Below are 25393 nucleotides of genomic sequence, written 5' to 3'. Positions count from 1 at the left end.
AGGGAGGAAGCTCGTCGTGAGCAGCAGGCCATCCCGAGGCGCTGCTCGCCTCGCAGCAATACTCGACGCGCTCCCGGACGCGTTGTTGCTCGTCAACGCCAACGGCACGGTCGTCAACGCGAATTCGATCGCCCTCGCGGTGATGGAGAGCCCCGGCACGGGGCTCGTCGGACGCGGCGTACTGGACCTGCTGCCGGAGTTCGACTCCAAGCTGATCCCCGGTTCGATGCGCCGGCCCGGCGACGACGAAGAGGGCCGCTCCAAGCCCAAGCGGATGACCGCGCGTCGTACCGACGGCTCCGAGTTCCCCGTCGAGGTCACCAGCGCCCACCTCGACGGCCGGGACGCCTACCGCGAGCCCCAGCCCGCCTACACCGGTGACGAGCTGCTGATGCTCGTCGTGCGCGACCTCTCCGAAACCGTCGACACCGAGGCCGAACTGGCCCGATCGCAGCGGCAGACCGAGATGATCCTGCGGGCCGCCGCCGAGGGCGTGGTGGGCACCGACACCGACGGCCGGGTCGTCCTGGTGAATCCCGCCGCCGCGCAGATCCTCGGCTACCGCGCCACCGACCTCGGCAACCGCGAGCTGCACGGGCTGGTCCAGCACTCGCGCGCCGACGGCTCGCCGTTCCCCTTCGACGAATCCCCCCTCGCCGACACCCTGCGCAGCGGCCGCAAGCACCGGGTCCGCGGGCAGGTGCTCTGGAACAAGTCCGGACAGCCCGTCGCCGTCGACCTCACGACCTCGCCCGTACGGGACGGGGAGCTCCTCGTCGGCGCCGTCATGACGTTCACCGACCGGCGGGCCTACGACGCCCTCGCCGCGCGCCACGCCCAGTTGCTGGCCGTCCTCGGCGATTCGCTGCGCGGCCCCCTCGACGAGCTGCGCGGGGAACTGGCCACCCTGGCGGCCGACGACGCGGGCCAGCTGTGGCCCGAGGCCAACCAGCTGCTGCACCACCTGGCCGCCGGGTACTCGCGGATGACCGCGCTGGTGGACAACGTGCTCGCCTTCCAGCGGCTCGACGCGGGCGCCGAGAAGCTCAAGAAGAAGAACGTCCTGATCAACACCGTCGTCTCGGCCGGCATCGACGGCGCGGTCGAACTGATCGGCCCCGGCCGGGTGCAGTTCGCCGTGCACGCCCCGACCATCGAGGCCGAGGTGGACGCGGACCGCATCGCGACCGCCCTCGCGCACCTGGTCGCGGACGTCGCCGGAGTGGACGCCACCGGCAAGACCGCCCAGGGCAGCGGGTACGGGGACTCGACGATCGTGGTCGCCGCCGCCCAGCGCGGCGAGGTCGTACGGATCGAGGTGCGCGGCCCCCACGAGGGCGGCACCCCCGTGCACGAGCCGGTCGTCCGGGGCATCGTCGCCGCGCACGGCGGCGTCCTGCAGACGGTGGAGGTGCCGGGCGCGCCCGGCGGCGCGTACGTGCTGGAACTGCCGTTGGGCTCGGGCGCCGGGACGGTGACCCTGCCGGAGCCTCCCGAGGAGCCCGCGGCTCCCGAGGGCGGCCCGGACGCCGGGGCGGCGTCCGGTGGCAACGGCCCCGGTGGGCGCCGGGCTCGGCGCGGGGTGGACGCCTTCCTGGAGGACGGCGCCGACGAGGCGAAGGCCCCCGGGGCCCGCGAGGGCGGGGGCGCGCTCGCGCTGCCGTCCGGGCGGCGCCGGGCGGACGGCAGCCCCGCCGACTCCGGTCCCGCGGAGCTCGCGCAGTCCCCGGTGAACCCCGCCGGGCTGGGCACCGGACGCAGGCGCGGCCGGGACGGCGACGGCAGCGCCGACGCCGAGCGGGGCGAAGCCGGCCGGCCCGTGCCCCCGCGGGGCACCGGCATGCCCGCGCTGCCACCCGTACCGGCGGTGCCCCCGGTCCCCGTCACCGAGCATCCGGCCGGACGTCGCCGGGCGCTGGGCCCCGTCGCTCCGGCGGCGCAGCCCGGTGGTCCCGTTCCGGCGGCCGGGCTCGCCGCGCCCCGGCCCATCGCTCCCGAGGGCGGCTTCGCGCTGCCCGCCGGTCCGGCTCCGGCCGCTCCGCAGGCCCCCGCCATGGCGGGTTCGGCCCCCGCTCCCGCCGAGGCCGACGCCGACGCCGACCCGTCCGCCGGACGCCGGGCCCGCAGGGTGCTCGGCGCACCCGCGGGCGCCGAGCCCGAGGTGCCCGAGGCCTCCGCCGAGGACGCCGAGGACCCCGCGCACCCGACCGGTAGGCGCCGCGGGGTGCCCGCCGCGCCGGCCTGGCCCGTGCCGTCGGCCCGCACCGCTTCCGAGGACGACGCGGCGGCCGCTCCGGCCCCCGTTCCCGGCGCGCGCCGCCCCGCCGGCGCCCCGGCGACCGCCGGGCAGCCGATCAGCGTGCGCGCGCTCGGCACCCTGGGTCAGGGCATCTCCGTGGACCCCGGCGCGGGCGACACGAACGGTGCGGGGCAGGGCGGTTCCGGCTCGGGCCGGCGGCGCCGGCTCTCCGAACCGGCGCCCCAGGGGCGCGCCTTCGCCATAGGGGCGCCCGAGGCGGGCTCCGCCGAGGGGCCCGAGCCGCTGGACGGCCCCGGTGGCGCCGTCGAGGTCGTCAACCGGCCCGTACCGCGGCCCGTGGACGACGAGCTGCCTCCGGAGCCGCTGGACAACCCGCGCCGGCTGCTGGTGTGGCCCGCGCCCGACGCGCAGACCCAGCAGGCGCTCAGCGACCGGGGCTACCGTCCGGTGATCGTGCACTCCCGCGAGGAGGTCGACGCCCAGATCGCGGCGTTCCCCGCAGCGCTGTTCGTCGACCCGTTGACCGGTCCGATCACCCGTACCGCCCTCCAGTCGCTGCGTCAGGCCGCGGTGGCCGCCGAGGTGCCCGTACTGGTCACGGCCGGACTGGGCCATGCCACGCGGGAGGCGGCGTACGGCGCGGATCCGGCCGTGCTGCTGAAGGCGCTGGCGCCGCGCGACAGCGAGCAGCACCCCTCCCGGGTGCTGCTGATCGAGGAGCACACGGAGATCGCCACCGCCCTGACCGCGGCGCTGGAGCGGCGCGGCCTCCAGGTGGCGCGGGCGGGCGCCGACACCGACGCCGTGGAGCTGGCGAGCCGGATGCGGCCCAACCTGGTCGTCATGGACCTGATGCAGGTCCGGCGCCGGCGGGCCGGGATCGTGGACTGGCTGCGCGCGAACGGGCAGCTGAACCGCACCCCGCTGGTCGTCTACACGACCGCCGGCATCGAGCCGTCCGAACTGCCGCGACTGGCCTCGGGGGAGAGCGTGCTGTTCCTCGCCGAGCGGGCGACGACCACGGACGTGCAGGGCCGCATCGTGGACCTGCTGGCCAAGATCGGCACCAACTAGTCATCCTGGGCCGATGGCCATCACCGACACGTCCGAGCAGACCGTCCCCGCCGACAACGGCGAAGTGAGCCTCCTGATAGCCCGGCAGGTGGAGGCGGGCCACGAGGAGACGTTCGAGGCGTGGGCGCACGGGATCCTGGAGACGGCCGCCGGTTTCCCCGACCACCTCGGGTACGGGCTGTTCCGGCCCGCGGTGGAGGGCGGGCCGTGGTTCCTCGTGCACCGTTTCCGCAACCAGGACGCGTTGGCGCGCTGGCAGGACTCGCCGGAGCGGGCGCAGTGGTTCTCGAACTGCCTCGGCCACCACCACACGGAGATAGCCCGGCGCGAACTGCACGGCATGGAGACCTGGTTCGCCAAGCCGGGCACGACCCGGCCCGCGCCGCCGCGCTGGAAGATGGTGATCAGCTCGGGGCTGGCCATCTTCCCGATCTCGCTGGCGGGCAACGCGGTGCTCGGGCCGTACCTGGTGGACCTCCACTTCGTGCTGCGGACGGCCGCGTTCGCCGTCGTCTTCAGCACCTTGATGACCTACGTGGCCATGCCGGCCGTCAGCAGGCTGCTGCGGCCGTGGCTCACGCGCGGCTGACCGCCCCGGCCTCCGGTCAGCCGAGGGTGGTGACGTCCAGGGCGCCCTCCGCGTACTGCTTGCGGATCACCTTCTTGTCGAACTTGCCGACGCTGGTCTTCGGTACGGCGGCGACCAGGCTCCAGCGTTCCGGCAGCTGCCACTTGGCGATCGACCCGGCGAGGAAGTCGCGCAGCCCCGCGTAGTCGACGGTGGCGCCCTCCTTGAGGACGACGGTGGCCAGCGGACGCTCGCCCCACTTGTCGTCCGGGACGGCGACGACGGCGGCCTCGGCCACCTCGGGGTGGGCCATGAGGGCGTTCTCCAGCTCGACGCTGGAGATCCACTCGCCGCCCGACTTGATGACGTCCTTGGCCCGGTCGGTGAGGGTGAGGAAACCGTCGGGGCTGATCACGCCGACGTCCCCGGTCTTGAGCCAACCGTCGGCGCTGAACTTGTCCTCGGGGCGCTCGGGTTCACCGGCCGCGCCTCCGTAGTAGGCGCCCGCGATCCAGGTGCCGCGCACCTCCAGCTCGCCCGCGGACTCGCCGTCCCAGGGCAGGTGGTCGCCGCCGGGGCCGACGAGACGGGCCTCGACGCCCGCCGGGAAACGGCCCTGGGTGACCCGGTAGGGCCATTCCTCCTCGGCGCTCAGGCCGGCCGGGGGGTGTGCCATGGTGCCCAGCGGGGAGGTCTCGGTCATGCCCCAGGCGTGGCACAGCCGGACGCCGAGCCGGTCGTAGGCCTCCATCAGGGAGGGCGGACACGCCGAGCCCCCGATGGTGACCTGCTTCATCGAGGTCAGGTCCCGCGGGTGGGCGGTGACCTCGGCCAGCAGCCCCTGCCAGATGGTGGGGACGGCCGCGGCGTGGGAGGGCCTCTCGCGCTCGATCATCTCGGCGAGCGGGGCGGGCTGGAGGAACCGGTCGGGCATCAGCATGTTGATGCCGGTCATGAAGGTGGCGTGCGGCAGGCCCCAGGCGTTCACGTGGAACTGCGGGACGACGACGAGGGTGGTGTCCTTGTCGCTCAGCCCCATCGACTCGGCCATGTTGACCTGCATGGAGTGCAGGTAGATGGACCGGTGCGAGTAGACGACGCCCTTGGGGTCGCCGGTGGTGCCGGAGGTGTAGCACATGGCCGCGGCCTGGCGCTCGTCCAGCTCGGGCCAGTCGTAGTGGTCGGAGCGGCCCGCGATGAGTTCCTCGTACTCGTGCACGCGCACGTCGAGACCGTCGAGGGCGGAGCGGTCGCCGATGCCCGCGACGACGACGTGCTCGACGGTCGGCAGGTGCGGCAGCAGCGGTGCGAGGAGCGGCAGCAGGGTGCCGTTGACCAGGACGACCCGGTCCACGGCGTGGTTGACGATGAAGACCAGCTGCTCGGGAGGCAGACGCAGGTTGAGCGTGTGCAGGACGGCGCCCATGGACGGGATCGCGAAGTACGCCTCGACGTGCTCGGCGTTGTTCCACATGAGCGTCGCCACACGGTCGTCCTGTTGGACGCCGAGCTCGTCGCGCAGGGCGGTGGCCAGACGGTTGGCGCGGGCACCGATCTCGGCGAAGCTGCGTCGGTGCGGCTCTGCCTCCCCGGTCCAGGTCGTGACCTGGGACTTTCCGTGGATCGTCATCCCGTGTCGAAGTATGCGGGTGACGAGGAGCGGTACGTCCTGCATGGTGCTCAGCAAAGCGTCCTCCCGGTGAGCGCTGCGGCGCTGCGGCGGCTTTCGGATGCTGCCGATTCTGCGCACATACCGGTCGGTCTGTCACTACCCGGGAGTACAAACAGCTACGACGATCACCGTACGGAGTCGCGGGTGGCGTTGTTTCACGTGAAACGAGCGGGTGCGGAACCTCGTGTTTCACGTGAAACAAGGGGGTGGGCAGGTTCGTGTTTCACGTGAAACGAACGACCGTCCCCGGGGAACGGGCGGGTGTGCTCAGCGCACCGGGGTCAGTTCCGGGTCCTCGCGGAGCTTGACCAGGGCCCGGGAGACGGCACTCTTCACGGTGCCGACCGAGACCCCGAGCACCTCGGCGGTCTGCACCTCGCTCAGGTCCTCGTAGTAGCGCAGGACCACCATGGCCCGCTGACGGTCGGGCAGCCGGGTCACTGCACGCCACATCGCGTCCCGCAGGGCCTGCGCCTCCGCGGGGTCGGCGGCCGGCGGCACCTCGACCTCCGGGAGCTCGTCGCAGACGAACTCGTCGACCTTGCGCTTGCGCCACTGGGAGGTGCGGGTGTTGACCAGGGCCCGCCGGACGTAGCCGTCCAGGGCACGGTGGTCCTCGATGCGGTCCCAGGCGACGTACGTCTTGGCGAGGGCCGTCTGGAGCAGGTCCTCCGCATCGCACGGGTTGGCGGTGAGCGAGCGCGCGGTGCGCATCAGGACCGTGCCGCGGGTCCGTACGTACGCCGAGAACGACGGGTACGGCGTCGGGTTCGAGGCGAGCGTGCACACAGGCGTGGTCATGTCTCCACGCTAGGAGCGGCCCGGGCCCACCGGATCGGCCCCAGGTGCCGAAGGGGGGTCCATCTCAGGTTGTAGGACCGGGCCGTGCCCCACCTCCTTCAGGTGGAGGGGCACGGCCCGGCTCCCGTGGGCGAACGCGGCGCCCCCGGCCCCGTACGTCAGTGGTCGACTCCGAGGATCAGGCCCGAGGTCGGCACCCCGGTACCGGCCGTGACCAGGGCGTGCGCGGCTCCCCCGACCTGGTTGACGGAGGTGCCGCGCAGCTGACGGACGGCCTCGGCGATGCCGTTCATGCCGTGCAGGTAGGCCTCCCCGAGCTGGCCGCCGTGGGTGTTGAGCGGCAGCGCGTCGGCCGCGACGAAGTCGGCGGCCTCACCGGGCCGGCAGAAGCCGAACTCCTCCAGCTGCATCAGCACGAAGGGGGTGAAGTGGTCGTACAGGATGCCGACGTCGATGTCCGAGGGGCGCAGTCCGCTCGTGCGCCACAGCTGGCGGGCGACCACGTCCATCTCCGGGAGCCCGGTGAGGTCGTCGCGGTAGAAGGAGGTCATCGCCTCCTGGCGGCGCCCGGCTCCCTGCGCGGCGGCCGTGATCACGGCGGGAGCCTGCCGCAGGTCCCGCGCCCGCTCGGTGGTGGTGACGACGAGGGCTTGGCCGCCGTCGGTCTCCTGGCAGCAGTCCAGCAGCCGTAGCGGCTCCACGATCCACCGGGAGGCGGCGTGGTCGGCGAGGGTGATGGGCTTCCCGTGGAAGTAGGCGGCGGGGTTGTTGGCGGCGTGCCGCCGGTCGGTGACGGCGACGTGGCCGAACGCCTCGGGAGTGAGGTCGTACGTGTGCAGGTAGCGCTGGGCGGCCATCGCCACCCAGGAGGCCGGGGTGAGCAGACCCCAGGGCAGGGACCAACCGAGGGCCGCCCCCTCCGCCGAGGCTTCCCGCTGCTGGACGCCGGAGCCGAAACGGCGGCCCGACCGCTCGTTGAAGGCCCGGTAGCAGACGACGACCTCCGCCACCCCGGTGGCGACGGCCAGGGCGGCCTGCTGGACGGTGGCGCAGGCCGCGCCGCCGCCGTAGTGGATCCGGGAGAAGAAGGAGAGGTCTCCGATGCCGGCCGCCTGGGCGACGGTGATCTCGGGGCTGGTGTCCATCGTGAAGGTGACCATGCCGTCCACGTCGGCGGGGGTCAGCCCGGCGTCGTCGAGGGCCGCGTGCACGGCCTCGACGGCGAGCTTGAGCTCGCTGCGGCCCGAGTCCTTGGAGAACTCCGTCGCGCCGATGCCGGCGATGGCGGCCCGGCCGCCGAGTTCGTCGCGGGTGCGCACGCTCATGCGGTGCTCCCCGGGCGCAGGGACACGGTGACCGTTCCGGTGACGTGCCGGCCGAGGCCGTTGGCTCCGACGATCCCGATCTCGGCGGTGGTCCCGTCGAGGGCGGTCACGGTCCCGGTGAGGGTCATGGTGTCGCCCGGGTGGTTGGGGGCTCCCAGCCGGATGGCGACCTTGCGCAGGACGGTGCGCGGGCCCAGCCGGTCGGTCACGAACCGGCCGACGAGGCCGTTGGTGGTCAGGATGTTCATGAAGATGTCGGGGGAGCCCTTCTCCCGGGCCAGCACGGCGTCGTGGTGCACGTCCTGGTAGTCGCGGGAGGCGATGGCGCCCGCGACGATCAACGTGCGGGTCACCGGTATCTCCAGGGGCGGCAGCGTGTCGCCGACCTTCAGCGGTGTGTCGCCGGCGTTCATGCGAAGTCCCCTTCGGTGGCCGGGGCCGCGGCGGTCGCCGCGCCGTCTTCGGACAGGAGCGTGCCCAGCTCGGCCAGCAACTCGCTGCCGCATCCCAGGTACGCGTCCAGCTGGCGCCCCCACAGGAAGTGCCGGTGCACCGGGTGGTCCAGGTCCGCGCCCATGCCGCCGTGCAGGTGCTGGCCCGCGTGCACGACCCGCTTGCCGGCCTCCGAGGCCCACCAGCCGGCCGTCAGGGCGTGGGTGTCCGCCGTCAGCCCCGCGTCGATGCGCCAGGCGGCCTCGTACGCGGTGACCCGGATCGCCTCGGTGTCCATGTAGGCGTCGGCGGCACGCAACATGACGCCCTGGTTCGTGGACAGCGGCCGACCGAACTGCTCGCGGGTGGAGGTGTACTCCACGGCCCGGGCCAGCGAGCCGGCGCAAACGCCCGCCTGGAGCCCGGCGAAGGCGGTACGTGCCACGGCCAGCGTGTCCTCGTACGCCCCGGGGCCGTCACCGAGGCGCTCCCCGTCGACACCGGTCAGGTCCAGCCGTCCGGCCGCCCAGGGCGCGGTGGTCTCCACCGGGGTGGTCCGTACTCCGGGCGCGTCGGTCCGTACGAGCCACAGGGCGCGGTCCGCGTCCGGGACCAGGACGTGCGTGGCGTCCCGCAGCCAGGGCACGAACGGCGCGGTGCCGGTGAGCCGCCCTTCCGGCGAGGCCGTGATCCGGCCTCGGGCGGGAAAGGCCCCGCAGACCACGGCCTCGCCCGTGCCGAGGGCGGGCAGCAGGCGGGCACGTTGGGCGTCGCTGCCGTGCCGCATCAGGGGCAGGATCCCGTACGCGCAGGTCGCGGCGTACGGCACCTGGGCGGTGGTGCGGCCCTGCTCCTCCAGCAGCAGGACGAGGCCGAGCAGGCCGACGTCCTCGATCGCGGCGGTGAGTCCGGCGGCGGTGAGGGCCTTCCACAGCTCGGCGTCGCTGCCGGTGCCCGCGGCGGCGAGGCGCTCGTGCGTGGCGAGGTCGCCGAAGATCGTGGCGGCGAGTCCGGCCGCGGCGGCCTGTTCCTCGGTGGGGTGGAAGTCCATCAGCCCTCGCTCCCCCGGAAGACGGGCAGTTCCAGTTCCTCGTCGACCCGTAGGAACTCCAGTTGGACGGGCATCCCGATGCGCACCTTGTCGTGGGGGACGCCGGTGATGTTGCTGACCATCCGTACACCTTCGGCGAGTTCGACGAGCGCGACCGCGTAGGGGGGATCGAAGGCCGGGAACGGGGGGTGGTGCATGACGACGTACGAGAACACCGTGCCGGCGCCGGAGGCCTCGACGGTGTCCCACTCCGTGCCGGCGCAGGCGTTGCAGCCGGGGAGCCAGGGGAAGCGGAGGGTGGCGCAGCCGGTGCAGCGCTGGATGAGGAGCTGCTGCCGCGCGATCCCGTCCCAGAAGCCCCGGTTGTCGCGGTTGATCACCGGGCGGGGGCGACGGGCGGGGGGCGTTCGATCGGCGGGCTTCCGGTCGGCCGGCTTTCGGTCGGCCGGCTTTCGGTCGGCGGGCGCCGCGACGGCTGTGGCAGGGGCGGCGGAGGCGTTCGGGGAAGCGGCGGGGGCGGGCTTGGCGGCCGGGGCGTACTTGAGGATGCGGAAGCGGTGCGTTCCGGCGAGCTCGCCGTTCGCGTGGACGTTCATCCGGGTCGTCACGAAGTACCCGCTGCCCAGCTTGGTCGTCTTGCGCGCCGAGACCGACTCGATCACCGCGTCGAAGGTCACCGCGTCCCCCGGTCGCAGCGGCCGCAGGTACTCCTGCTCGCAGTCGGTGGCGACCACGGAGGTGCAGCCCGCGGCGTCGAGGAGGCCGAACAGCTCGTCGTGCGCGGAGGACCGGTCGGTGTGGCCGGACAGCCCGCCCATGGTCCACGCCTGGAGCATGGTGGGCGGTGCGATGGCCTCCGGTCCCGCGTAGGACGGGTTCGCGTCGCCCATCGCCTCGCACCAGTGCCGGATCATCGGCTCGTTGACCGCGTCCTTGGCGCGTCCCGCCGTGGCGGCGGGCCGCCCCTCGAAGGCCTTCAGCCGCTCGTGGAACGGGTCCGCCTGCTCGGCGTCCTGTGCCCCGGTCATCGCTTCCTCCCCTTCATGCCGAGCCGCATCATCGCGACGATCTCCCGCTGGACCTCGCTGACCCCGCCGCCGAAGGTGTTGATCTGTGCGGCCCGGTTCATCCGCTCCAGCTCACCGCCGGCGAACGCGTCGGGCCCCCGGACCAGGGCGTCCTCGCCGACCACCTCCTGGCACATCCGGTACACCTCGACGGTGGACTCGGTGCCGAGGAACTTCACCCCGCTGGCGTCGCCGGGGGCCAGGGCTCCCGCACCCACGTCCTGGACGAGGCGCCAGTTGAGGAGGCGTACGGCGGCCAGCCGGGCGTGCGCCTCGGCCAGCCGGGACCGCACCCAAGGCCGGTCGGCCGGACGCTCGCCGGTGGCCGGGTCGGGGGTGCGGGCGTGGCTCAGCGCCGCCTCGTAGAAGTCCTCGGCCTGCATGCCGATGGCGGCGAGAGCGACGCGTTCGTGGTTCAGCTGGTTGGTGATCAGGCCCCAGCCGCCGTGCTCGGGGCCGACGAGGTGACCGGCCGGCACGCGCACGGAGTCGTAGTAGGTGGCCGTGGTGGTGAGGCCGCCGACCGTGTCGATCGGGGTCCAGGCGAAGCCGGGACTGTCCGTCGGTACCAGGACGATCGAGATGCCCTTGTGTTTCGGGGCCTCGGGGTCGGTACGGCAGGCGAGCCAGATCCAGTCCGCGTTCTGGGCGTTGGACGTGAAGATCTTCTGCCCGTCGATCACCCATGCGTCGTCCTCGCGGACGGCCCGGGTGCGCAGCGAGGCGAGGTCGGTACCCGCCTCGGGCTCCGAGTAGCCGATGGCGAAGACGACCTCGCCCTTGACGATCCGGGGCAGGAAGTAGTCCTTCTGCTGCTGGGTCCCGTACTTCATGAGCGTGGGGCCGACGGTGTTGAGCGTGACCATGGAAACGGGAGCGCCCGCCCGGTAGGCCTCGTCGAAGAACACGAACTGCTCGTCGGCGCCGCGCCCTTGGCCGCCGTACTCCACGGGCCAGCCGAGGCCGAGCAGTCCGTCGGCGCCGATCCGGCGCAGGACCTCGCGCTGCGCGGCGGGGTCCGCGGGCACCCCGTCCGGCAGCAGGTTCTGGAAGTACGCGCGCAGTTCGGCACGCAGCCGCAACTGGCCTTCGGTCGGGGCGAGGTGCACGGCGCGGGCCTCCCGGCGGGACATCAGAAGAGTGAACCTGACTGTCCGTCAGATTTAGTGGCGATGTCAAGGTCGGGAGCCGAGGGGGTGGCGCCGGGGCATGCGGGAGCGCCCGTACCACCGGACCCCAGCCGGTCCGGTGGTACGGGCGCCCTCAAAGGTGCGCTGCCGCCTGCGCGGCCGGGGGGACCACTGTCACCAGGGGAAGAAGTTCACCGCGATGTTCGAGTTGGCCTGGTGGATCGCCGTGAAGGCCGAACCGTTGACCTGTGCGGTGTTGTTCTGGTTCGACGCACCGGAGCCGGTGGCCACCTGCTGCGAGGTGGAGGAGTTGCCGTGGTTGTTGCCGCCCACACCGCTGCCGATGATGCTCGCGATGCTCGCATTCGATCCGTCGTTCGCGAAGGCGCCGTTGTCGGCCGAGGCCACCCCGCCGCAGAGGGCGACGGCAAGGGGGAGAGCGGCGACGGCGGCGATGACGCGGGCGGTACGGATGCTTGCCATGTCTGAATCCTCCAGAAACCGAAGTCGGGTGTACTACGGGGCAGTTGGCCGACCGCCTCGTTCGTTCCGTGTGCTGACGACGTCGCGAGACCAGAGTTGCCCACCGAATCCCCGGCGAACCACCCCGCAGCCCCCGATTCCCCCGCAAGCATGAGCAACCCCGGATAAACCCCGTTCGCGCCGCCGACGCCCCAGCTCAGCGCCCCGCCCCCCCGGCGAAACCCTTGCCGCGCAACAGGCGAAGCGTTACGCCAAACCCCCACACCCCGGACATGCCAAAGAAGGCCGCGCCGTCCGGGAACCCCACCGTCTCCCGGGCATGCGACCCTGCGATACCAAGCTTCACGCCCCCTGCACGCCCCCGGCGCCCGCCGGGGCAGAACAACCGTGCCCCACCACCGGGGCACCTCGCGACGCGATCCACGGCCACACCCGACCGGGCTCAAGCGCCTCGCGTTCCCACGCCGTACGTTGCTGCGCTCGGCACTTCGCGTTGCCACGCCTTGCGTGTCGCCACTGCCTACGTCGTCACGGCTTACGTCGTCACGGCCTGCGTCGTCACGGCCTACGCCCTTGAGTCTTGCGCCCTGACCCCACGCCTTCGCGCTTGGCCGTTCACAAGTCCGTCCGCCTTCATCACCCTTCGCTTCACGGCTTACGCCTCACGCACGCCACCTCGCGCACGTCGCCCCATGCCTTCACCTCGCGCACTTCGCCGCGCGCACGTCGTCCTGCGTACGTCGTGCTGCCCGCTTCGTCCGCGTGCTGCGTCCGCATGCTGCGTCCTGCACGCCGTCACGTCGGCCACGCCCACCGGTTCCGAGCCACGACGTGCGGCCCCGCCGGCGGCAATCCGCCTGACAGCGTTCCTGCTGCCGATACTCCTGCTCGTGCGCCTGTCGCGTACGGCTCCACAAGTTCCGGATCCGTTGCTCCAGGCCGTACCGCTTCGGGTCCCGCAACTCCGGGTCCCACCGGTTCGGGTCCCACCGGTTCGGGTCCCACTGGTTCAAGGCCTACTACTTCAAGTGCCACTGCTTCGCGGATCCCACTACTCCGCGGGTCCCACTGCTTCCGGCCCTACGACCAGCGGTCGTCCGACACCGGCCCTACGTCCATCGTTCGCACCTCTTCGGCGAACTTTTTCCGCGGCGCCTGCTCCCACGGGCTCTCACACATCCGCTCCCACTCTCGGGACCGTTCCCGAGCTCACAGCGGCGAACGAACTCCTCTACGCCGCCAGCCCCAGCTGCCCCCGACCCGCGGCACGACGCGGCGTCACGGCGACCGGACCGGAAGGCACCGTCACGGCCGGCTCGTTTCCGACGGCGGTACCGGCGTTCCCGGCAAGTGCGGCAGCAGTGGTGGAGCGGCGGACGGACGGGGTCTTGCCGTGGGCCTCGGCGCGGATCCGCTGCTTGATGGTCGGCGGGAGCGAACCTCCCCGCATCATCGCCCGCCACGTCCGGCGCGCCACCACCGCCGGCCGGCGCACGGCGGGGACCGCGGGAGCGGCAACCGCGGCGGCGGCCACCGGGGCCGTCTTCGAGGCGAGGCCGAGGAGGCCGAGGAGCGCCACCAGAGCGGCGAGGACGGTGGTCCAGATCGACGTGACGGTGCTGCGGTTGTTCATGACGAGCGCCTCATTTCGCGATGTTCCGACGGATGGATCTGAATACATTCGTCATGATGTGGTCGCAACCGGACGGCCCCCACAACGCGCGCCGATCTTCCGACAAACACCACTCGAAAGGCCCAAAAGGCACCAATCCACATCTGACAAGATCATGGAAAGACCGGCGCCGGACACCCGACGGGACAGGGGAAAAGCATGATCATCAAGCAGGAAACCTCTTTCGACGCAGGGGAGTTGCTCGCCCTCTACGACTCCGTCGAGTGGGAGGGCTACACCTCGGACCCGGAGCGTCTGCGCCGCGGCGTGGCCAACTCGCACCTCGTCCTGACGGCCCGGGACGAGTCGGGACGCCTCATGGGCCTGACCCGGACCATCTCCGACGACGAGCACGTCTGCTACGTCCAGGACCTGCTCGTCGACCCCGCCCACCACCGCAAGGGCATAGGCCGCGCGCTGCTCGAAGCACTGAAGGAGCGGTACCGGCACTGCCGCTTCTTCCTCCTCTCCACCGACCACGCGGCGTCCCCCGAGGGCAAGGTCAGCCACGCCTTCTACCGCGACCTGGGCTTCCTCTCCTATGAGGAGAAGGAAATGGCCGGCTTCGGCCTCCCCCGCAACCGCTGACGACCCGCCCGCCCACCCCGCCACCACCAGGACGTCGACCGTGTCCCTCACCCGCCTCAACCTCACGTCCGGGCGTGCGGCCGTGATCGCCGACATCCGCCTCACCTCGACGTACGGCGACATGCTGGAGGGCTACCCGTTCTCCCGCCTGAACGACATGAAGCTCAGCGCCCTGCTCCACCAGGCCACGCGAGCCTTCCCCGACCACCCGGTCCACGTCGTTCCGCCCCGTCGGGACCTCCCGGACCTCCCCGCCGGGGCCTTCGGCCCGGTCGAGACGCTGCCCCCGGTGGCCGTCATCGCCCTGCTCACCTCGGAACCCGTCGACCCGGCCCACAGCGACGTCTCCTTCTACTCGGCGCTCACCGTGGTCTGGCTCCAGGACGAGCCCGCGATCCCCTCCGGCGACACGGCCGCCCCCTCTCTCCTCGCCCTCCCCTGGACCGACCTCGCCCAGGACTACGAGCGCTAGCCGGGCTGATCACCACCACCGCACCCCCGAGTCCGCCCGGCAACCCGAGGAACTCCGCGCACGCGTTACCCCGACCCGGTGACCGCGCCACCGTCTGGCCGATCCGGGCCGCTCCTGGAAGCACTGTTCGGCTTGGCTGATCGGAAAAGAGTGACCTGGAGACGAAGGACGTCATCGACGAGGTGCGGTTGCCGTGCCGCGCCTCGGAGGAACTCACGCAGGGCGGAGTCCTCGAACATCAGCCGCTCCTGCGACCGTCCCCGCGCGGTAGGAACAGCGCGAGCGGAGAGGGCGTGACCCCTGAACGGGATCACGCCCTCTGACCTGCTGCTTCACTGAACTGGCGGTGGGTGTGGGATTTGAACCCACGGTGACATCGCTGCCACGACGGTTTTCAAGACCGTTCCCTTAGGCCGCTCGGGCAACCCACCTGGCCGGTACAGAGTACCGGGATGTGGGGGTGGGTGGGGTGGGTGTTCCGGGCGGGGTGGGGAGTCGGTCGGGTCAGGCCGTCTGGGCCTTGTCGTAGGCGGCCTTGGCCTCGTTGCCGAAGTAGGGGCCGAACATGCGGTTCGGGAAGAAGACGTAGCCGAAGCTGTTCACCGACACCTGGGTGCCGAGGCCGGTCGCCTCGTTGAAGTCCTGGAACCAGGGGCCTCCGCTGGAGCCACCGGTCATGTTGCAGCCGAGGCCGTGGTCCTTGGTGAGGAGGAAGTCCTTGCCGCTGTTCCCGCTGCAGTGGACGAGCTTGGAGCCGTCGTAGGGCGCGGCGGCGGGGAAGCCGAAGGAGTACATCTTCTTGTTGTAGCCCCCGTTGAAGAGGATGCCCTGGGCTCCGACGACCTGGCTGAGCTTCTGGCCGTTCAGCGGGGCGACGACGGCGAGACCGACGTCCATGTTCATGTCCTCGCTCGCCGCCCACTGGTCCGTGGCGAAGGTCTTCGTCGCGGACCACTGGCCGTAAGGCGCGTTGCCGTTGTCGTAGGCGGGCACGAAGACCCAGTTGGTGTGCCAGGCGCCCTGGTACTTCACGCAGTGGCCGGCGGTGATGACCGTGCTGCCGTTGGCGCTCGCGATCGAGTCGCCGGAGCAGGACGCGGTCCGGCCGCCCATGGTGAAGAAGACCCGGCCGGAGGTCTTCACGACCGCCCCGCCACCCGTCCAGGCGCCGCCCGGCTGCGGGAACGCCGCGGGGGCGGCGGCGACGGAGGTCGGGGCGGCGGTCGGGGTGGAGGCGGCCGTCGGGGCCACGAGGGTGGGCGGGCCGGAGGTCGGGAGCGCCGTCCGGACGGCGCCGGGAGCGGCCGTGACGTCGAGCGGGGCGGCCTGCCGCATCCGCTCCGCGGTCCAGAACCCCTGGCTGTGCTGCTGCCGGAACGAGGAGGGCGACGGTTCCGCGGCGGCCGAGGGGGTGGCCGCCGTCAGGGCCCCCGCGAGCAGGGTGCCCGCGGCGAGGAGGACGGACGCCGCCGTGCGATGACGATTCACGCAGGACTCCTTCTGCCGTGCCCGGACCGGTCCGGCCCGGGCAGGGTGGGGGTGAAGAGCTCTGTCGGTGCGGATCTGTCGGTGCGGATCTGTCGGTGCGGATCAGCGGATCAGCTGTGCGGATCAGTTGTACGGATCGGCTGTTGGGATCCGCCGTGCTGCCGTGCGATGGCCGGGGCAGAGTCGCACGGGGGCCGCGAGAAGTCAGCGGGCAGTCTGAACGTTCGGTCGGTTCCGGCCACGAAATGGCCAACTCCGCTTGTTCCGACGCCTCATACGGTGAGCAGGACCCCCACGTACGAGACCCCCGCCACCATCACCCACGCCCCCAGCCCCAGCACCGCGGCGCGCCCGCCCGTCCTGGCCAGTGTCGGTAGGTGCACGGCGCTCCCGAGGCCGAACAGGGCGGCCGCCAGCAGCGCCTCCTGGGCCGTGTGCGCCCACTCCAGCGCGGCGTCGGGCAGCACGCCCGTGGCGCGCAGCGCGGCCGCGGCCAGGAAGCCGGCCACGAACAGCGGCACCGGGGCGGGCCTGCGGCCCGAGGGAGTGCGCACCCCGCGTCGGCGGGCCCGTAGCGACAGGGCCACGGCGGCCACCAGCGGTGCCAGCAGGGCCACCCGCATCAGCTTGACCAGGACGGCCTCGCCGAGCGCGCCGGGGCTCGCCGTCTGCGCCGTCGCCACGACCTGCCCGACGTCGTGGACGCTGGCGCCCACCCACCGGCCGAAGGCCGGGTCGGAGAGGCCCAACGGACCTTGGAGCAGCGGCAGAACGGCGATGGCGAGGGTTCCGCAGAGGGTGACGAGGGCCACCGAGGAGGCGACGTCCTCCTCGTCGCTGCCGGAGACCTGGCTCACCGCGCCGATCGCCGAGGCGCCGCAGATCGAGTAGCCGGTGGCGATCAACAGGGGTTGGTCGCCGGGGAGTCCGAGGCGGCGGCCCAGCCAGAGCGTGCCGAAGAAGGTGGCCGCGACGACGCCGGTCACCATCAGTACGGTCGCCCAGCCCAGCCTGACCACCTGGTCGAGGCCCAGGCCCAGGCCGAGCAGGACGATGCCGATCCGCATCAGTCGCCGGCCCGCCAGGGACAGACCGGGGCGGGCGGGGCCCCGTACGACGGTCCGCAGACCGGGGAGGTGGGCGACGGCGATGCCCAGCACGACGGCGGCGGTGAGCATCGGCACCGCCGGGACCAGCAGGTGCACGCCCCAGGCCACCAGAGCGCCGGCCGCGGCCAGGATCAACCCCGGCCAGGAGCGGGGTGTTTCACGTGAAACGCGGGGTGTTTCACGTGAAACATCGAGCAGCCGCACCCGCTCCGGCCGGTGCGGGGTGCGGTTCAGCAGTGCCATCAGTCCACCGGCTCCGGGTAGACCCGGCGGACACTGCTGCCCAGCCGGGCCACGTCGGCGCCGTAGACGTGCAGGGAGATCGCCGTCGTACGACAGGAGTTGCGGACCTTGTGGATGTCGCCGGGCGGGGCGAAGCCGCACACGTCGCCCTGGCCGTTGACCACCTGCTCGGTCGCCACCAGCCGCGCGGGCGCCGTCGGGGACGCCGCCGGGGCGAGCCGGTAGCGGATCTCGCTCTCCGCGCCCTCGTGGACCCCGGCGACGCACCAGGAGACGTGGTCGTGGATGGAGGTCTCCTGGCCGGGCAGCCACACCAGGGCGACGACCGAGAAGCTGCCGTCCGGTTCGGTGTGCAGGATGTGCTGCCGGTACCGGTCGGGGTGGCCTTCGCGCTGCCCCTCGGTGAGCAGGTCGGGGGTGCCCAGGTGGGGGGCGAGCCGTTCTCCGACCAGGTAGGCGGTCAGGTCGGGGGCCAGGCCCCGGTCCACGACCCTGCGTATCTCACTGACGAGGGCGGCCATCCTCGCGGTCGTTCGGGCCGGCGTGGTGGTGGTCATACGAGCAGCGTCCGCCCGGCCGTCCATCACGTCCAACGCCAGTTCTGCCCTGAAAACCCAAGCTCCGCTTATGGGTTGGGCAGGGTCGGCTCCGCCGGATCAGCAGCCGACGCGGTTCGACGCCGCCTGCTTCAGCGCGTCCAGCACCACGGCCGTCGCCGGGATCCTCAAGTGGTCGCGGTACACGTAGGCGGCGATGTGTCGGCGGGCCGCCGGCTGGAGCACGCGCCCGCAGACCCGGTTGAGCGAGAGCGAGGGCAGCACCAGCGCGGGCATCATGGCCACGCCCAGGCCCTGTGCGACGAGGCTCTGGACCACGAGGTTGTCGTCGGTCGCGAACCGTATGTCGGGGACGAAGCCCAGCTCCGCGCATTCGTGCAGCAGGTTCGCCTGGCAGCGCGGGCAACCGGCGATCCAGCGTTCCTCGGCGAGATCGCCGAGGTGGACGGCCCGGCGGCGGGCCAGCGGGTGCCCGGTCGGAAGCAGGACCGTCAGCTGGTCCTCCAGCAGCCTGACCTCGGCGACGTCCTCGGGAATCTCCTCGTGCAGGCCCGGATAGGTGAAGGCCAGGGTGATGTCGCACTCGCCGCGCTGGAGCCGGCGCAGCGACTCGGGCGGTTCCCCTTCGAGCAGTTCGACCTGTACGCCGGGGTGGTCCTTGGCGAGTTGGCTGAGGGCTTCCGGGACGAGGGTGGCGTTGGCGCTGGGAAAGCCGCAGACGCGTACGCGGCCGGTGCGCAGGCGCGTGTAGGCCTTCAGCTGGGCCTCGGCGGCCGAGAGGCTGCCCAGGATGGACTCGGCGTGGCGGGCCAGGGACTCACCGGCCTCGGTGAGTTTCATCCTCCGGCCGACCCGGGTGAACAGCGGTGTGCCCACGGCGCGTTCGAGCGCCTTCATCTGCTGGGTGATCGCAGGCTGCGTGTACCCGAGGACGCGCGCGGCCGCCGAGTAGGACCCGGCGGCGACCACTTCATGGAATGTCCGTATGTGCCGTGAATCGAACACGACCGAAGCATAAGCGGATGTTGGGAGGGGCCGTAAGCGGAATCCCGCCCACGGCCCCTGCCATCAAGCCTGTCTCATCGCCCCGTCGACCCGAGGTCCACCGGCGCGATCCGCGCGCTACTTGTCGCCGACGCGCGAGCCGAGCGTGATGTCGACCGTGGTGGGCTTGCCGTCGCGCTGGTAGGTGAGCTTCACGGTGTCGCCGGGCTTGTACGTCCAGATCATGCTGATCAGGGTCGGGCCGCTGTCGACGGGCTTGCCGCCGAACTCGGTGATGAGGTCGCCGGGCTTGAGGCCCGCCTTGCCGGCCGGGCCGTTCGGGTCGACGAGCTCGTTGGCGGGGGCGCCCTGCTCGGAGACCTTCGCGCCGTCGGCCTTCGCCTGGAGGTCGACGGAGACCGAGATCACCGGGTAGACCGGCTTGCCCGTCTTGATCAGCGACTCGGCGACGTTCTTGGCCTGGTTGATCGGGATGGCGAAGCCGAGGCCGATCGAACCGGCCTGGCCGCCACCGAAGCCGCCGTTGCCCGCGGACTGGATCGCCGAGTTGATGCCGATCACGGCGCCGCGGCCGTCGAGCAGCGGACCGCCGGAGTTGCCCGGGTTGATCGAGGCGTCCGTCTGCAGGGCGCTCATGTACGAGTTCTTGCTGCCGGAGCCGTCGCCGGAAGCCACCGGACGGTTCTTGGCGCTGACGATGCCGGTGGTGACCGTGTTCGACAGGCCGAACGGTGCGCCGATCGCGATGGTCGCGTCGCCGACGGCCACCTTGTCGGAGTCCCCGAGCGCGAGCGGCTTGAGGCCGGCGGGCGGGTTCTTCAGCTTCAGGACGGCGACGTCGTAGCCCTGGGCCCGGCCGATCACCTCGGCCTCGTACTTCTTGCCGTCGGAGAAGATCGCGGAGACCTTGCCGCCGTTCGCGGCGGAGGCGACCACGTGGTTGTTCGTGAGGATGTGGCCCTGCTGGTCGTAGACGAAGCCGGTGCCGGTGCCGCCCTCGCCGTCCCCCGCCGAGGACGAGGACGATGCCTCGATGGTGACGACGCTGGGCAGCGACGCGGCGGCGAGGCCGGCGATCGAGCCGGAGTCCCGCTTGAGGTCCTTGGGGGTGCTCGCGCTGATCGTCGTCGAACCGGAGCCGCTTTCGCTCCGCTCGGCCGCCCAGTACCCGATGCCGCCGCCGACGCCGCCGGCGAGCAGGGCCGCGACGAGCACGCCCGCGATCAGGCCGCCCTTGCCCTTGGGCTTGGGGGGAGGGGTTCCGTCGGTGCCGAGCGGCGCGCCCCAACCGCCGCCGCCGTGGCCAGCGGCCCCGTACGCGGGAACCGCGGGCGGGGGAGGCGGCCAGCCCTCGGCGCCGTACGCGGCCGTGCGGGCGGGCTGCCCGTAAGGCGGCGCCTGGGCGTAGCCCTGGGCGGGCGCGGCCGGGTCCACGGGGGCGGCCGGCGCGTGGTCCGGGGCCTGCGGCGGCGCCGGCGGCGCGGTCGGCGGAAGCTGCTGGGTCCGCTCGACGCCCGGGGCCGGCTCGGCCGGGGTCCCGGGGATCCGGTCGGCCGGAGCCGCGTCGGGCGTGGAAGCGGCCACCGGCACGGGAGGTGCGGACGGGGCCGCGGGGGGCGTCGGGGCCGCGGTGCCCTCGTTCTCGGTGCTCACAGCGCTCTCTCCTCGTCACACACGGCTTACACACGGCTTATACGGCTGGCACAGCTGTTGGAAATATCTGGCGATATCGACCCGACATCGGTCCGACTAAACGTTCGACGCGCCGCACAAGTTCCAGGGTGAAGCCTTTCCCATGACCCGTCAGAGCACTGTAAGCCGGACCTGTGCGTCTGCGCCCCATCCTTTATCCCTGACATTTCGGGCGCATCCCCAGGACTCGCCCCGACGCGCGGGTGCGCCACGATGGCACCATGACCGGGTGACCCACGCAACGCCGCGCCCCATCCAGGTCGTCGCCCACCGCGGCGCCTCGGAGGATGCCCCCGAGCACACCCTGGCCGCCTACCGGAAGGCCATCGAGGACGGCGCCGACGCCCTCGAATGCGACATCCGGCTGACCGCCGACGGCCATCTGGTCCTGGTCCACGACCGCCGGGTGAACCGTACGTCGAACGGTCGCGGCGCCGTCTCGGCCCTGGAGCTGGCCGACCTCACCGCCCTCGACTTCGGATCCTGGAAGGACCGCGAGGAGTCCCCCGACTGGGACTCCGATCCCGAGCGCACCTCCGTCCTGACCTTGGAGAGGCTGCTGGAGCTGGTGTCCGACGCCGGCCGGCCGGTCCAGCTGGCGATCGAGACGAAGCACCCCACCCGCTGGGCCGGACAGGTGGAGGAGCGCCTCCTCTTCCTGCTCAAGCGCTTCGGCCTGGACGCCCCGCCCGCCGACGGCCCCCACCCGGTCCGGGTCATGAGCTTCTCCGCCCGCTCCCTGCACCGGGTCCGGTCCGCCGCCCCGACGATCCCGACCGTGTACCTGATGCAGTTCATCTCGCCCCGGATGCGCGACGGCCGACTGCCCGCCGGGGTCCGGATCGCCGGACCCGGCATGCGGATCGTGCGCAGCCACCCCGGGTTCATCCGCAAGCTCCAGACCGCGGGGCACTCCGTACACGTATGGACCGTGAACGAACCCGAAGACGTTCAGCTGTGCGCTGACCTGGGCGTGGAAGCAATCATCACGAACAGACCCCGTCAGGTTCTGTCACAACTGGGACGCTGACGTCCCTATTTGCCCACCATCACAGGCGACCCGTCCGTGACGGGGTGTGCTCCGGCGCATCCGCTCCGCGATCGGTGGTCATGAATGCGTCGGAGGACCCGGTTGTGGCGGTTTCCGGTCCAGGCCATTGGGGCATCCAGATCATGGCGTGGGGCTAAGGAGGTACCGGGGGTGGCGTTGGTGATGGCACAAGAAGTGCCCACGTCTTCGTGCATGGACGTGTCCCATGGTCCGGCGGGCGTGGGCAAGGCGAGACACCGCATGCGCGAACAACTTCGCATCAGCGGCCTGTCCGAATCAGTCGTGGACGATGCCGTACTGATCCTTTCCGAACTGCTCAGCAATGCCTGCCGACACGGCCGGCCCCTGGGTTCGCGGGAGATCGGCGACGGGGAAATACGCGCCGCGTGGCGCGTCGACAAGGCGGGACGACTGACGGTCGAGGTCACGGACGGCGGCGGTCCCACCCGCCCGGTTCCGTCCACGCCCTCGGTCACCGCCCGCGGCGGTAGAGGGCTGAACATCATCAGCGCCCTGGCCCAGGACTGGGGCGTCCGGGACGGGGCCGCGGGCGAGGTCACCGTGTGGGTCATCGTTGCCCGTGGGGCGCGGCACGACGATTTCGCTACGCGCGTCACTGCCCCGGCGATCGGCTTCGCATCGGCCTTCGACGATCTGGATCCGTGACGGGGATCCCGCGAACGGGACCGTCCGCACCGACCATCCGCACCGTCCCGCGTCCCGCGTCCCGCGCACCATCCGCATCGATCCCCGCAGTACTCGGTCATCCGCGCGGGCGGCCGTCCGGGAGCGCACGCCGACCGTGCTCCCGGCCGCACCCCACCGGTTCCGGCGGTACGAACGGCTAGGCTCGCGACCAGAGAGACCGCCGTACCGCCGCAACCGGGAGACACCCACGATGGCCAAGAAGCGCCCCGCCGCGAAGACCGCGAAGCCGCAGCTCAACAACGGGGAGATCCCGGTTGTGGGCGCGCGCGAGCCCTGTCCCTGCGGATCCGGTCGCCGCTACAAGGCCTGCCACGGCGCGGCCGCCGCGCACGCCGTCACCGAGCACGTGCAGCGTCCCTTCGAGGGGCTGCCCGGCGAATGCGACTGGGTGGCGCTGCGCGAGCTCGTGCCCGCGGCCACGATCCCGCTGACCCTCAAGGACGGACTGCCCGAGGGCGTCCCGTCCGTCACGCTGGTGACCGTACTGCCCATGGCGTGGCCGGCCCTGCGCCGCGAGGACGGCTCCGTCCTGCTCGGCCTGCAGAACGACTCGACCACCGGTGACCTGGCCCGCGACATGGCCGACACCCTGGAGCGCGCGCTCGTGGCGGACCCGGGAACGCCGGTTCCGGCCCGTCGAGTTCCGGCCGAGGGCACCCGCCTGCAGGATCTGCTGGACCCGGACGGCGTTTTCGAGCCGGTTGTGCACAGCGGCTTCGAATTCTGGATTCCGGAGTCGGAAAGCGCCCAGACCTCCTCCCCGGAGATCGCCGCCTCGCTGGAACGCGCCAACGCGGCCGCCATCCCGACGGTCAAGCTGGAGGGCGTCGACGCGGCCTACTGGTGCGAGACCCCGGACAAGAACCACCTGCGCTGGGTCATGCCCCACCCCGAGGAGAAGCTGCTCGACGCGCTGGCGCGACTGCACGCCGCGGGCACCTCCTCGCTCGGCGAGGGCACCAAACTCGTGGGCTCCTTCCGGGCGCACGGCCTCGTCGTCCCCGTCTGGGACCTGCCCACCGGGGTCTCCGCCGACGACGTGGAGAAGCCGGCGGCCGAGTTCGCCGAGCGCCTCGCCACGGCCCTGTCCGCGGACGCCCCGCTCACCGCCGAGGAGCGCCGCGCACGCGGTGGCCTCACGAACCGCCAGGTGACGCTCAGCTGACGTCCCGGGCCGCGCGGGAGCCGTGATGGCGACCGCAACTCCCTCTAATCGCCTGCAAATCGGTGTCTGAATATCAGAGATCGAATTTGCGAACAGGCGATCTCTTGTTACCGTTCTTGTAGCCCGGTCGCTGGTGCATCCCCCGTCGCCAGCGACCGGGCCCTTCCATTTCAGGCTGCGGTCAACCGTCGCCCGGCTCCGGTGAGTTGCTCCCGGACCGCAGGAGCAGCTGCCCTTCCTCATCCGGAACTGCAAATTCCGCTACGGCCGAGTAGTCGATCGGCTTTCCGGCGGACTCCTCCTGCGGCGTCTCGCACAAACCCGGTTCGTCCCCCGCACCGACGACACAGCGGATCTGCACCGTGCGCCCCTCCGGCCCCATGACGGTCAGCACGGCGTCCAGGGTCCGCCCGCTGGTGTTGCGGTAGTAGCTGCGCCCCCAGGTCTGCCCCCCGCTCTCCAGGACACAGGTCTGCGCCTCCACCCCGTGCGGGGAGGAGAGTTCCGGACCGCACCGGGTGTCCGTACGGGGCCGCACGTCCGGCCCGGGACGCGACGGGAGGACCTCGCGCTCGACCGACCGCGCGGCATCCGCGGTACGGGCCGCCACCGGCGTGCGGGAAGGGGTGGAAAGCCCGAGCGAGGAGAGCAACCCCCCGCCTTTTCCGTCATCCTGACCGGCGAAATCCGGCCCGGCGATCGCACCGGCGAGGGGAAGCGACAAGATGACCAGCACACCGGCGCCGATACCGATCAGGCGGAGATTCATTCGCCGAAGATAGCGACGCCGGAAAGGGCCCCGGAGATCCCCGCGCCCAATTCCCTTGGAAACCGGCCCTGCTGGCACCCGTACGAGTGATGCGGAGGCCACCGGGATCTCCCGGCGCCCGCCCGCACGTTCCCTTCCCGGGTCACCGCGCTCAGTAGGCGAGCCGGCTGCCACCGCCCGGGGCGCCGCTGCTCGCCTCCACGAGCGCGTCCACGACCGCCTCGACGTCCGGCAGCCACGGTCCGCCCCGCCCCGTCGCGGGTTCGCGTTCCCAGCAGACCTGCCCACCGCCCGACGCGGTGGAGGGCGGCAGCAACAAGTAGCCGCCCTCGCCGTGGAAACGCAGCGAGGCGGGCACGTGGTCCTTGGCGTAGAGGAGTTCGCCGAGCCGCTCCAGCGAGTACGGCGCCACCAGCAGCGCCCACCGGGTCGGCGTGGCGACGATCGGACCCAGACGCATGCCCTGCGCGTCCAGCCGTACGACGGCGCGCGCGGCGGCGACGGCCGGCAGGCTCACCGCGCACGGCGCGGTGCCGCCGGTGGCCATCAACAGGGGCGCACTGGGCCGCTTGGCCCACCACCAGGCCACCATTCGGGGGTCGGTGGTGGCGGCGAGCAGTCCGGGGTCGAAGGGGTGCGCGCCCGGCACCACGCAGTCGGGGTCGGGGCAGGCGCAGCGCGCACTGTCCGCGCCGGCCCGGCCCACGCCCGGGAGCACGGGCCACCGCAGGAGCGTGGCGCAGGTGAGCGCCGCGTCGAGCGGGGTGGGACCCGCGGCCGCGGAGGCGGCGCGCGGGGTCCTCAACCGGTCGCGGAGCCGCTGGAGACGCCTTCCGAGGATCTCGCGCATGAGCGCTCGTTCCTTTCCGTTGAACGCCGAGGGGCCACATCACACCATGTGAGCGGTGTTTCACCACACGTACACGTTTCGCGTCACTGTCCGCCGGAAGCAGGTTCACACGGTTCGTGCAGTTTCTTACGGGTCCATCAAACGTCCGGCGGGGGCGGAGA

The 25393-nt window shown here is 72.1% G+C and carries 23 protein-coding genes and 1 tRNA gene; 7 read left to right on the top strand and 17 right to left on the bottom strand.

The window, feature by feature from the left end:
• The first annotated feature begins 16 nt into the window (after positions 1-16).
• The gene (locus ACFVS6_RS02005; protein ID WP_389699988.1) at positions 17-3334 is read left to right on the top strand and encodes a PAS domain-containing protein; all 3318 of its coding nucleotides are present in this window, start codon (positions 17-19) and stop codon (positions 3332-3334) included.
• 13 nt (positions 3335-3347) lie between these two features.
• On the top strand, positions 3348-3923 hold the full coding sequence (locus ACFVS6_RS02000; protein WP_389699987.1) for an antibiotic biosynthesis monooxygenase: 576 nt from the start codon (positions 3348-3350) through the stop codon (positions 3921-3923).
• A gap of 16 nt (positions 3924-3939) precedes the next feature.
• On the opposite strand, the gene ACFVS6_RS01995 is transcribed toward ACFVS6_RS02000, so the two are convergent.
• The 9 genes from ACFVS6_RS01995 to ACFVS6_RS01955 all read right to left on the bottom strand — a co-directional run bounded on the left by ACFVS6_RS01995 (position 3940) and on the right by ACFVS6_RS01955 (position 13496).
• A complete protein-coding gene (locus tag ACFVS6_RS01995) occupies positions 3940-5589 on the bottom strand; it encodes a long-chain fatty acid--CoA ligase (RefSeq protein ID WP_389699986.1) in 1650 nt (549 codons plus the stop codon).
• 252 nt (positions 5590-5841) lie between these two features.
• Complete coding sequence (locus tag ACFVS6_RS01990) at positions 5842-6375, bottom strand: SigE family RNA polymerase sigma factor (RefSeq protein WP_389699985.1); 534 nt, start codon at positions 6373-6375, stop codon at positions 5842-5844.
• Between the two features lie 158 nt (positions 6376-6533).
• Complete coding sequence (locus tag ACFVS6_RS01985; RefSeq protein ID WP_389699984.1) at positions 6534-7700, bottom strand: lipid-transfer protein; 1167 nt, start codon at positions 7698-7700, stop codon at positions 6534-6536.
• Complete coding sequence (locus tag ACFVS6_RS01980; protein WP_389700040.1) at positions 7697-8092, bottom strand: MaoC family dehydratase; 396 nt, start codon at positions 8090-8092, stop codon at positions 7697-7699. Before ACFVS6_RS01980 ends, ACFVS6_RS01985 begins: the two co-directional genes overlap by 4 nt.
• A gap of 17 nt (positions 8093-8109) precedes the next feature.
• Positions 8110-9183, bottom strand: a complete 1074-nt coding sequence (locus ACFVS6_RS01975; protein ID WP_389699983.1) for an acyl-CoA dehydrogenase family protein — start codon at positions 9181-9183, stop codon at positions 8110-8112.
• The gene (locus tag ACFVS6_RS01970; protein WP_389699982.1) at positions 9183-10211 is read right to left on the bottom strand and encodes a bifunctional MaoC family dehydratase N-terminal/OB-fold nucleic acid binding domain-containing protein; all 1029 of its coding nucleotides are present in this window, start codon (positions 10209-10211) and stop codon (positions 9183-9185) included. Before ACFVS6_RS01970 ends, ACFVS6_RS01975 begins: the two co-directional genes overlap by 1 nt.
• On the bottom strand, positions 10208-11359 hold the full coding sequence (locus ACFVS6_RS01965; RefSeq protein WP_389700039.1) for an acyl-CoA dehydrogenase family protein: 1152 nt from the start codon (positions 11357-11359) through the stop codon (positions 10208-10210). The genes ACFVS6_RS01970 and ACFVS6_RS01965 overlap by 4 nt, the downstream gene beginning before the upstream one ends.
• A gap of 195 nt (positions 11360-11554) precedes the next feature.
• Positions 11555-11863, bottom strand: coding sequence for a hypothetical protein (locus ACFVS6_RS01960; RefSeq protein WP_389699981.1), 309 nt, complete (start codon positions 11861-11863; stop codon positions 11555-11557).
• A 1231-nt stretch (positions 11864-13094) separates the two neighbouring features.
• A complete protein-coding gene (locus ACFVS6_RS01955; RefSeq protein WP_389699980.1) occupies positions 13095-13496 on the bottom strand; it encodes a DUF6344 domain-containing protein in 402 nt (133 codons plus the stop codon).
• A gap of 198 nt (positions 13497-13694) precedes the next feature.
• Here ACFVS6_RS01955 and ACFVS6_RS01950 point away from each other — a divergent pair, with 198 nt between their 5' ends.
• Positions 13695-14123, top strand: coding sequence for a GNAT family N-acetyltransferase (locus ACFVS6_RS01950; RefSeq protein ID WP_389699979.1), 429 nt, complete (start codon positions 13695-13697; stop codon positions 14121-14123).
• A gap of 40 nt (positions 14124-14163) precedes the next feature.
• Positions 14164-14595, top strand: coding sequence for a hypothetical protein (locus ACFVS6_RS01945; RefSeq protein WP_389699978.1), 432 nt, complete (start codon positions 14164-14166; stop codon positions 14593-14595).
• Positions 14596-14936: 341 nt separating this feature from the next.
• Here ACFVS6_RS01945 and ACFVS6_RS01940 read toward each other — a convergent pair.
• The 6 genes from ACFVS6_RS01940 to ACFVS6_RS01915 all read right to left on the bottom strand — a co-directional run bounded on the left by ACFVS6_RS01940 (position 14937) and on the right by ACFVS6_RS01915 (position 20650).
• Positions 14937-15026 (bottom strand) — tRNA-Ser (locus tag ACFVS6_RS01940).
• 73 nt (positions 15027-15099) lie between these two features.
• A complete protein-coding gene (locus tag ACFVS6_RS01935) occupies positions 15100-16083 on the bottom strand; it encodes a peptidase (RefSeq protein ID WP_389699977.1) in 984 nt (327 codons plus the stop codon).
• A gap of 272 nt (positions 16084-16355) precedes the next feature.
• Complete coding sequence (locus ACFVS6_RS01930) at positions 16356-17435, bottom strand: YeiH family protein (protein ID WP_389699976.1); 1080 nt, start codon at positions 17433-17435, stop codon at positions 16356-16358.
• A complete protein-coding gene (locus ACFVS6_RS01925) occupies positions 17435-17992 on the bottom strand; it encodes a cysteine dioxygenase (RefSeq protein ID WP_389699975.1) in 558 nt (185 codons plus the stop codon). The genes ACFVS6_RS01930 and ACFVS6_RS01925 overlap by 1 nt, the downstream gene beginning before the upstream one ends.
• Positions 17993-18091: 99 nt before the next feature.
• Complete coding sequence (locus tag ACFVS6_RS01920; RefSeq protein ID WP_389699974.1) at positions 18092-18997, bottom strand: LysR substrate-binding domain-containing protein; 906 nt, start codon at positions 18995-18997, stop codon at positions 18092-18094.
• Positions 18998-19114: 117 nt separating this feature from the next.
• Complete coding sequence (locus tag ACFVS6_RS01915) at positions 19115-20650, bottom strand: S1C family serine protease (RefSeq protein ID WP_389699973.1); 1536 nt, start codon at positions 20648-20650, stop codon at positions 19115-19117.
• A gap of 268 nt (positions 20651-20918) precedes the next feature.
• Here ACFVS6_RS01915 and ACFVS6_RS01910 point away from each other — a divergent pair, with 268 nt between their 5' ends.
• From ACFVS6_RS01910 to ACFVS6_RS01900, 3 genes are all read left to right on the top strand, one after another.
• A complete protein-coding gene (locus ACFVS6_RS01910) occupies positions 20919-21719 on the top strand; it encodes a glycerophosphodiester phosphodiesterase (RefSeq protein WP_388891519.1) in 801 nt (266 codons plus the stop codon).
• 84 nt (positions 21720-21803) lie between these two features.
• A complete protein-coding gene (locus tag ACFVS6_RS01905) occupies positions 21804-22406 on the top strand; it encodes an ATP-binding protein (RefSeq protein WP_389699972.1) in 603 nt (200 codons plus the stop codon).
• Between the two features lie 232 nt (positions 22407-22638).
• Positions 22639-23613 (top strand): DUF5926 family protein, encoded by a 975-nt coding sequence (locus ACFVS6_RS01900; RefSeq protein ID WP_389699971.1) that lies wholly within the window; start codon positions 22639-22641, stop codon positions 23611-23613.
• A gap of 181 nt (positions 23614-23794) precedes the next feature.
• Here the strand turns inward: ACFVS6_RS01900 and ACFVS6_RS01895 are convergent, their stop codons facing one another.
• Both ACFVS6_RS01895 and ACFVS6_RS01890 read right to left on the bottom strand, forming a co-directional pair.
• On the bottom strand, positions 23795-24382 hold the full coding sequence (locus ACFVS6_RS01895; protein ID WP_389699970.1) for a hypothetical protein: 588 nt from the start codon (positions 24380-24382) through the stop codon (positions 23795-23797).
• A 151-nt stretch (positions 24383-24533) separates the two neighbouring features.
• Complete coding sequence (locus ACFVS6_RS01890) at positions 24534-25232, bottom strand: bifunctional DNA primase/polymerase (RefSeq protein WP_389699969.1); 699 nt, start codon at positions 25230-25232, stop codon at positions 24534-24536.
• Between the last annotated feature and the right edge of the window lie 161 nt (positions 25233-25393).

Source organism: Streptomyces sp. NPDC057939, assembly GCF_042887545.1.
Classification (GTDB): domain Bacteria; phylum Actinomycetota; class Actinomycetes; order Streptomycetales; family Streptomycetaceae; genus Streptomyces.
The sequence above is the reverse complement of the archived record's forward strand: the minus strand, read 5'-3'. Positions and strand labels throughout refer to the sequence as shown.

Bases quoted from the DNA above. Each gene is read 5' to 3' on its own strand.
- ACFVS6_RS02000 (WP_389699987.1), top strand. From the start codon at position 3,348: ATGGCCATCACCGACACGTCCGAGCAGACCGTCCCCGCCGACAACGGC.
- ACFVS6_RS01990 (WP_389699985.1), bottom strand. From the start codon at position 6,375: ATGACCACGCCTGTGTGCACGCTCGCCTCGAACCCGACGCCGTACCCG.
- ACFVS6_RS01985 (WP_389699984.1), bottom strand. From the start codon at position 7,700: ATGAGCGTGCGCACCCGCGACGAACTCGGCGGCCGGGCCGCCATCGCC.
- ACFVS6_RS01975 (WP_389699983.1), bottom strand. From the start codon at position 9,183: ATGGACTTCCACCCCACCGAGGAACAGGCCGCCGCGGCCGGACTCGCC.
- ACFVS6_RS01970 (WP_389699982.1), bottom strand. From the start codon at position 10,211: ATGACCGGGGCACAGGACGCCGAGCAGGCGGACCCGTTCCACGAGCGG.
- ACFVS6_RS01960 (WP_389699981.1), bottom strand. From the start codon at position 11,863: ATGGCAAGCATCCGTACCGCCCGCGTCATCGCCGCCGTCGCCGCTCTC.
- ACFVS6_RS01955 (WP_389699980.1), bottom strand. From the start codon at position 13,496: ATGAACAACCGCAGCACCGTCACGTCGATCTGGACCACCGTCCTCGCC.
- ACFVS6_RS01950 (WP_389699979.1), top strand. From the start codon at position 13,695: ATGATCATCAAGCAGGAAACCTCTTTCGACGCAGGGGAGTTGCTCGCC.
- ACFVS6_RS01930 (WP_389699976.1), bottom strand. From the start codon at position 17,435: ATGGCACTGCTGAACCGCACCCCGCACCGGCCGGAGCGGGTGCGGCTG.
- ACFVS6_RS01925 (WP_389699975.1), bottom strand. From the start codon at position 17,992: ATGACCACCACCACGCCGGCCCGAACGACCGCGAGGATGGCCGCCCTC.
- ACFVS6_RS01905 (WP_389699972.1), top strand. From the start codon at position 21,804: ATGCGTCGGAGGACCCGGTTGTGGCGGTTTCCGGTCCAGGCCATTGGG.
- ACFVS6_RS01900 (WP_389699971.1), top strand. From the start codon at position 22,639: ATGGCCAAGAAGCGCCCCGCCGCGAAGACCGCGAAGCCGCAGCTCAAC.
- ACFVS6_RS01895 (WP_389699970.1), bottom strand. From the start codon at position 24,382: ATGAATCTCCGCCTGATCGGTATCGGCGCCGGTGTGCTGGTCATCTTG.
- ACFVS6_RS01890 (WP_389699969.1), bottom strand. From the start codon at position 25,232: ATGCGCGAGATCCTCGGAAGGCGTCTCCAGCGGCTCCGCGACCGGTTG.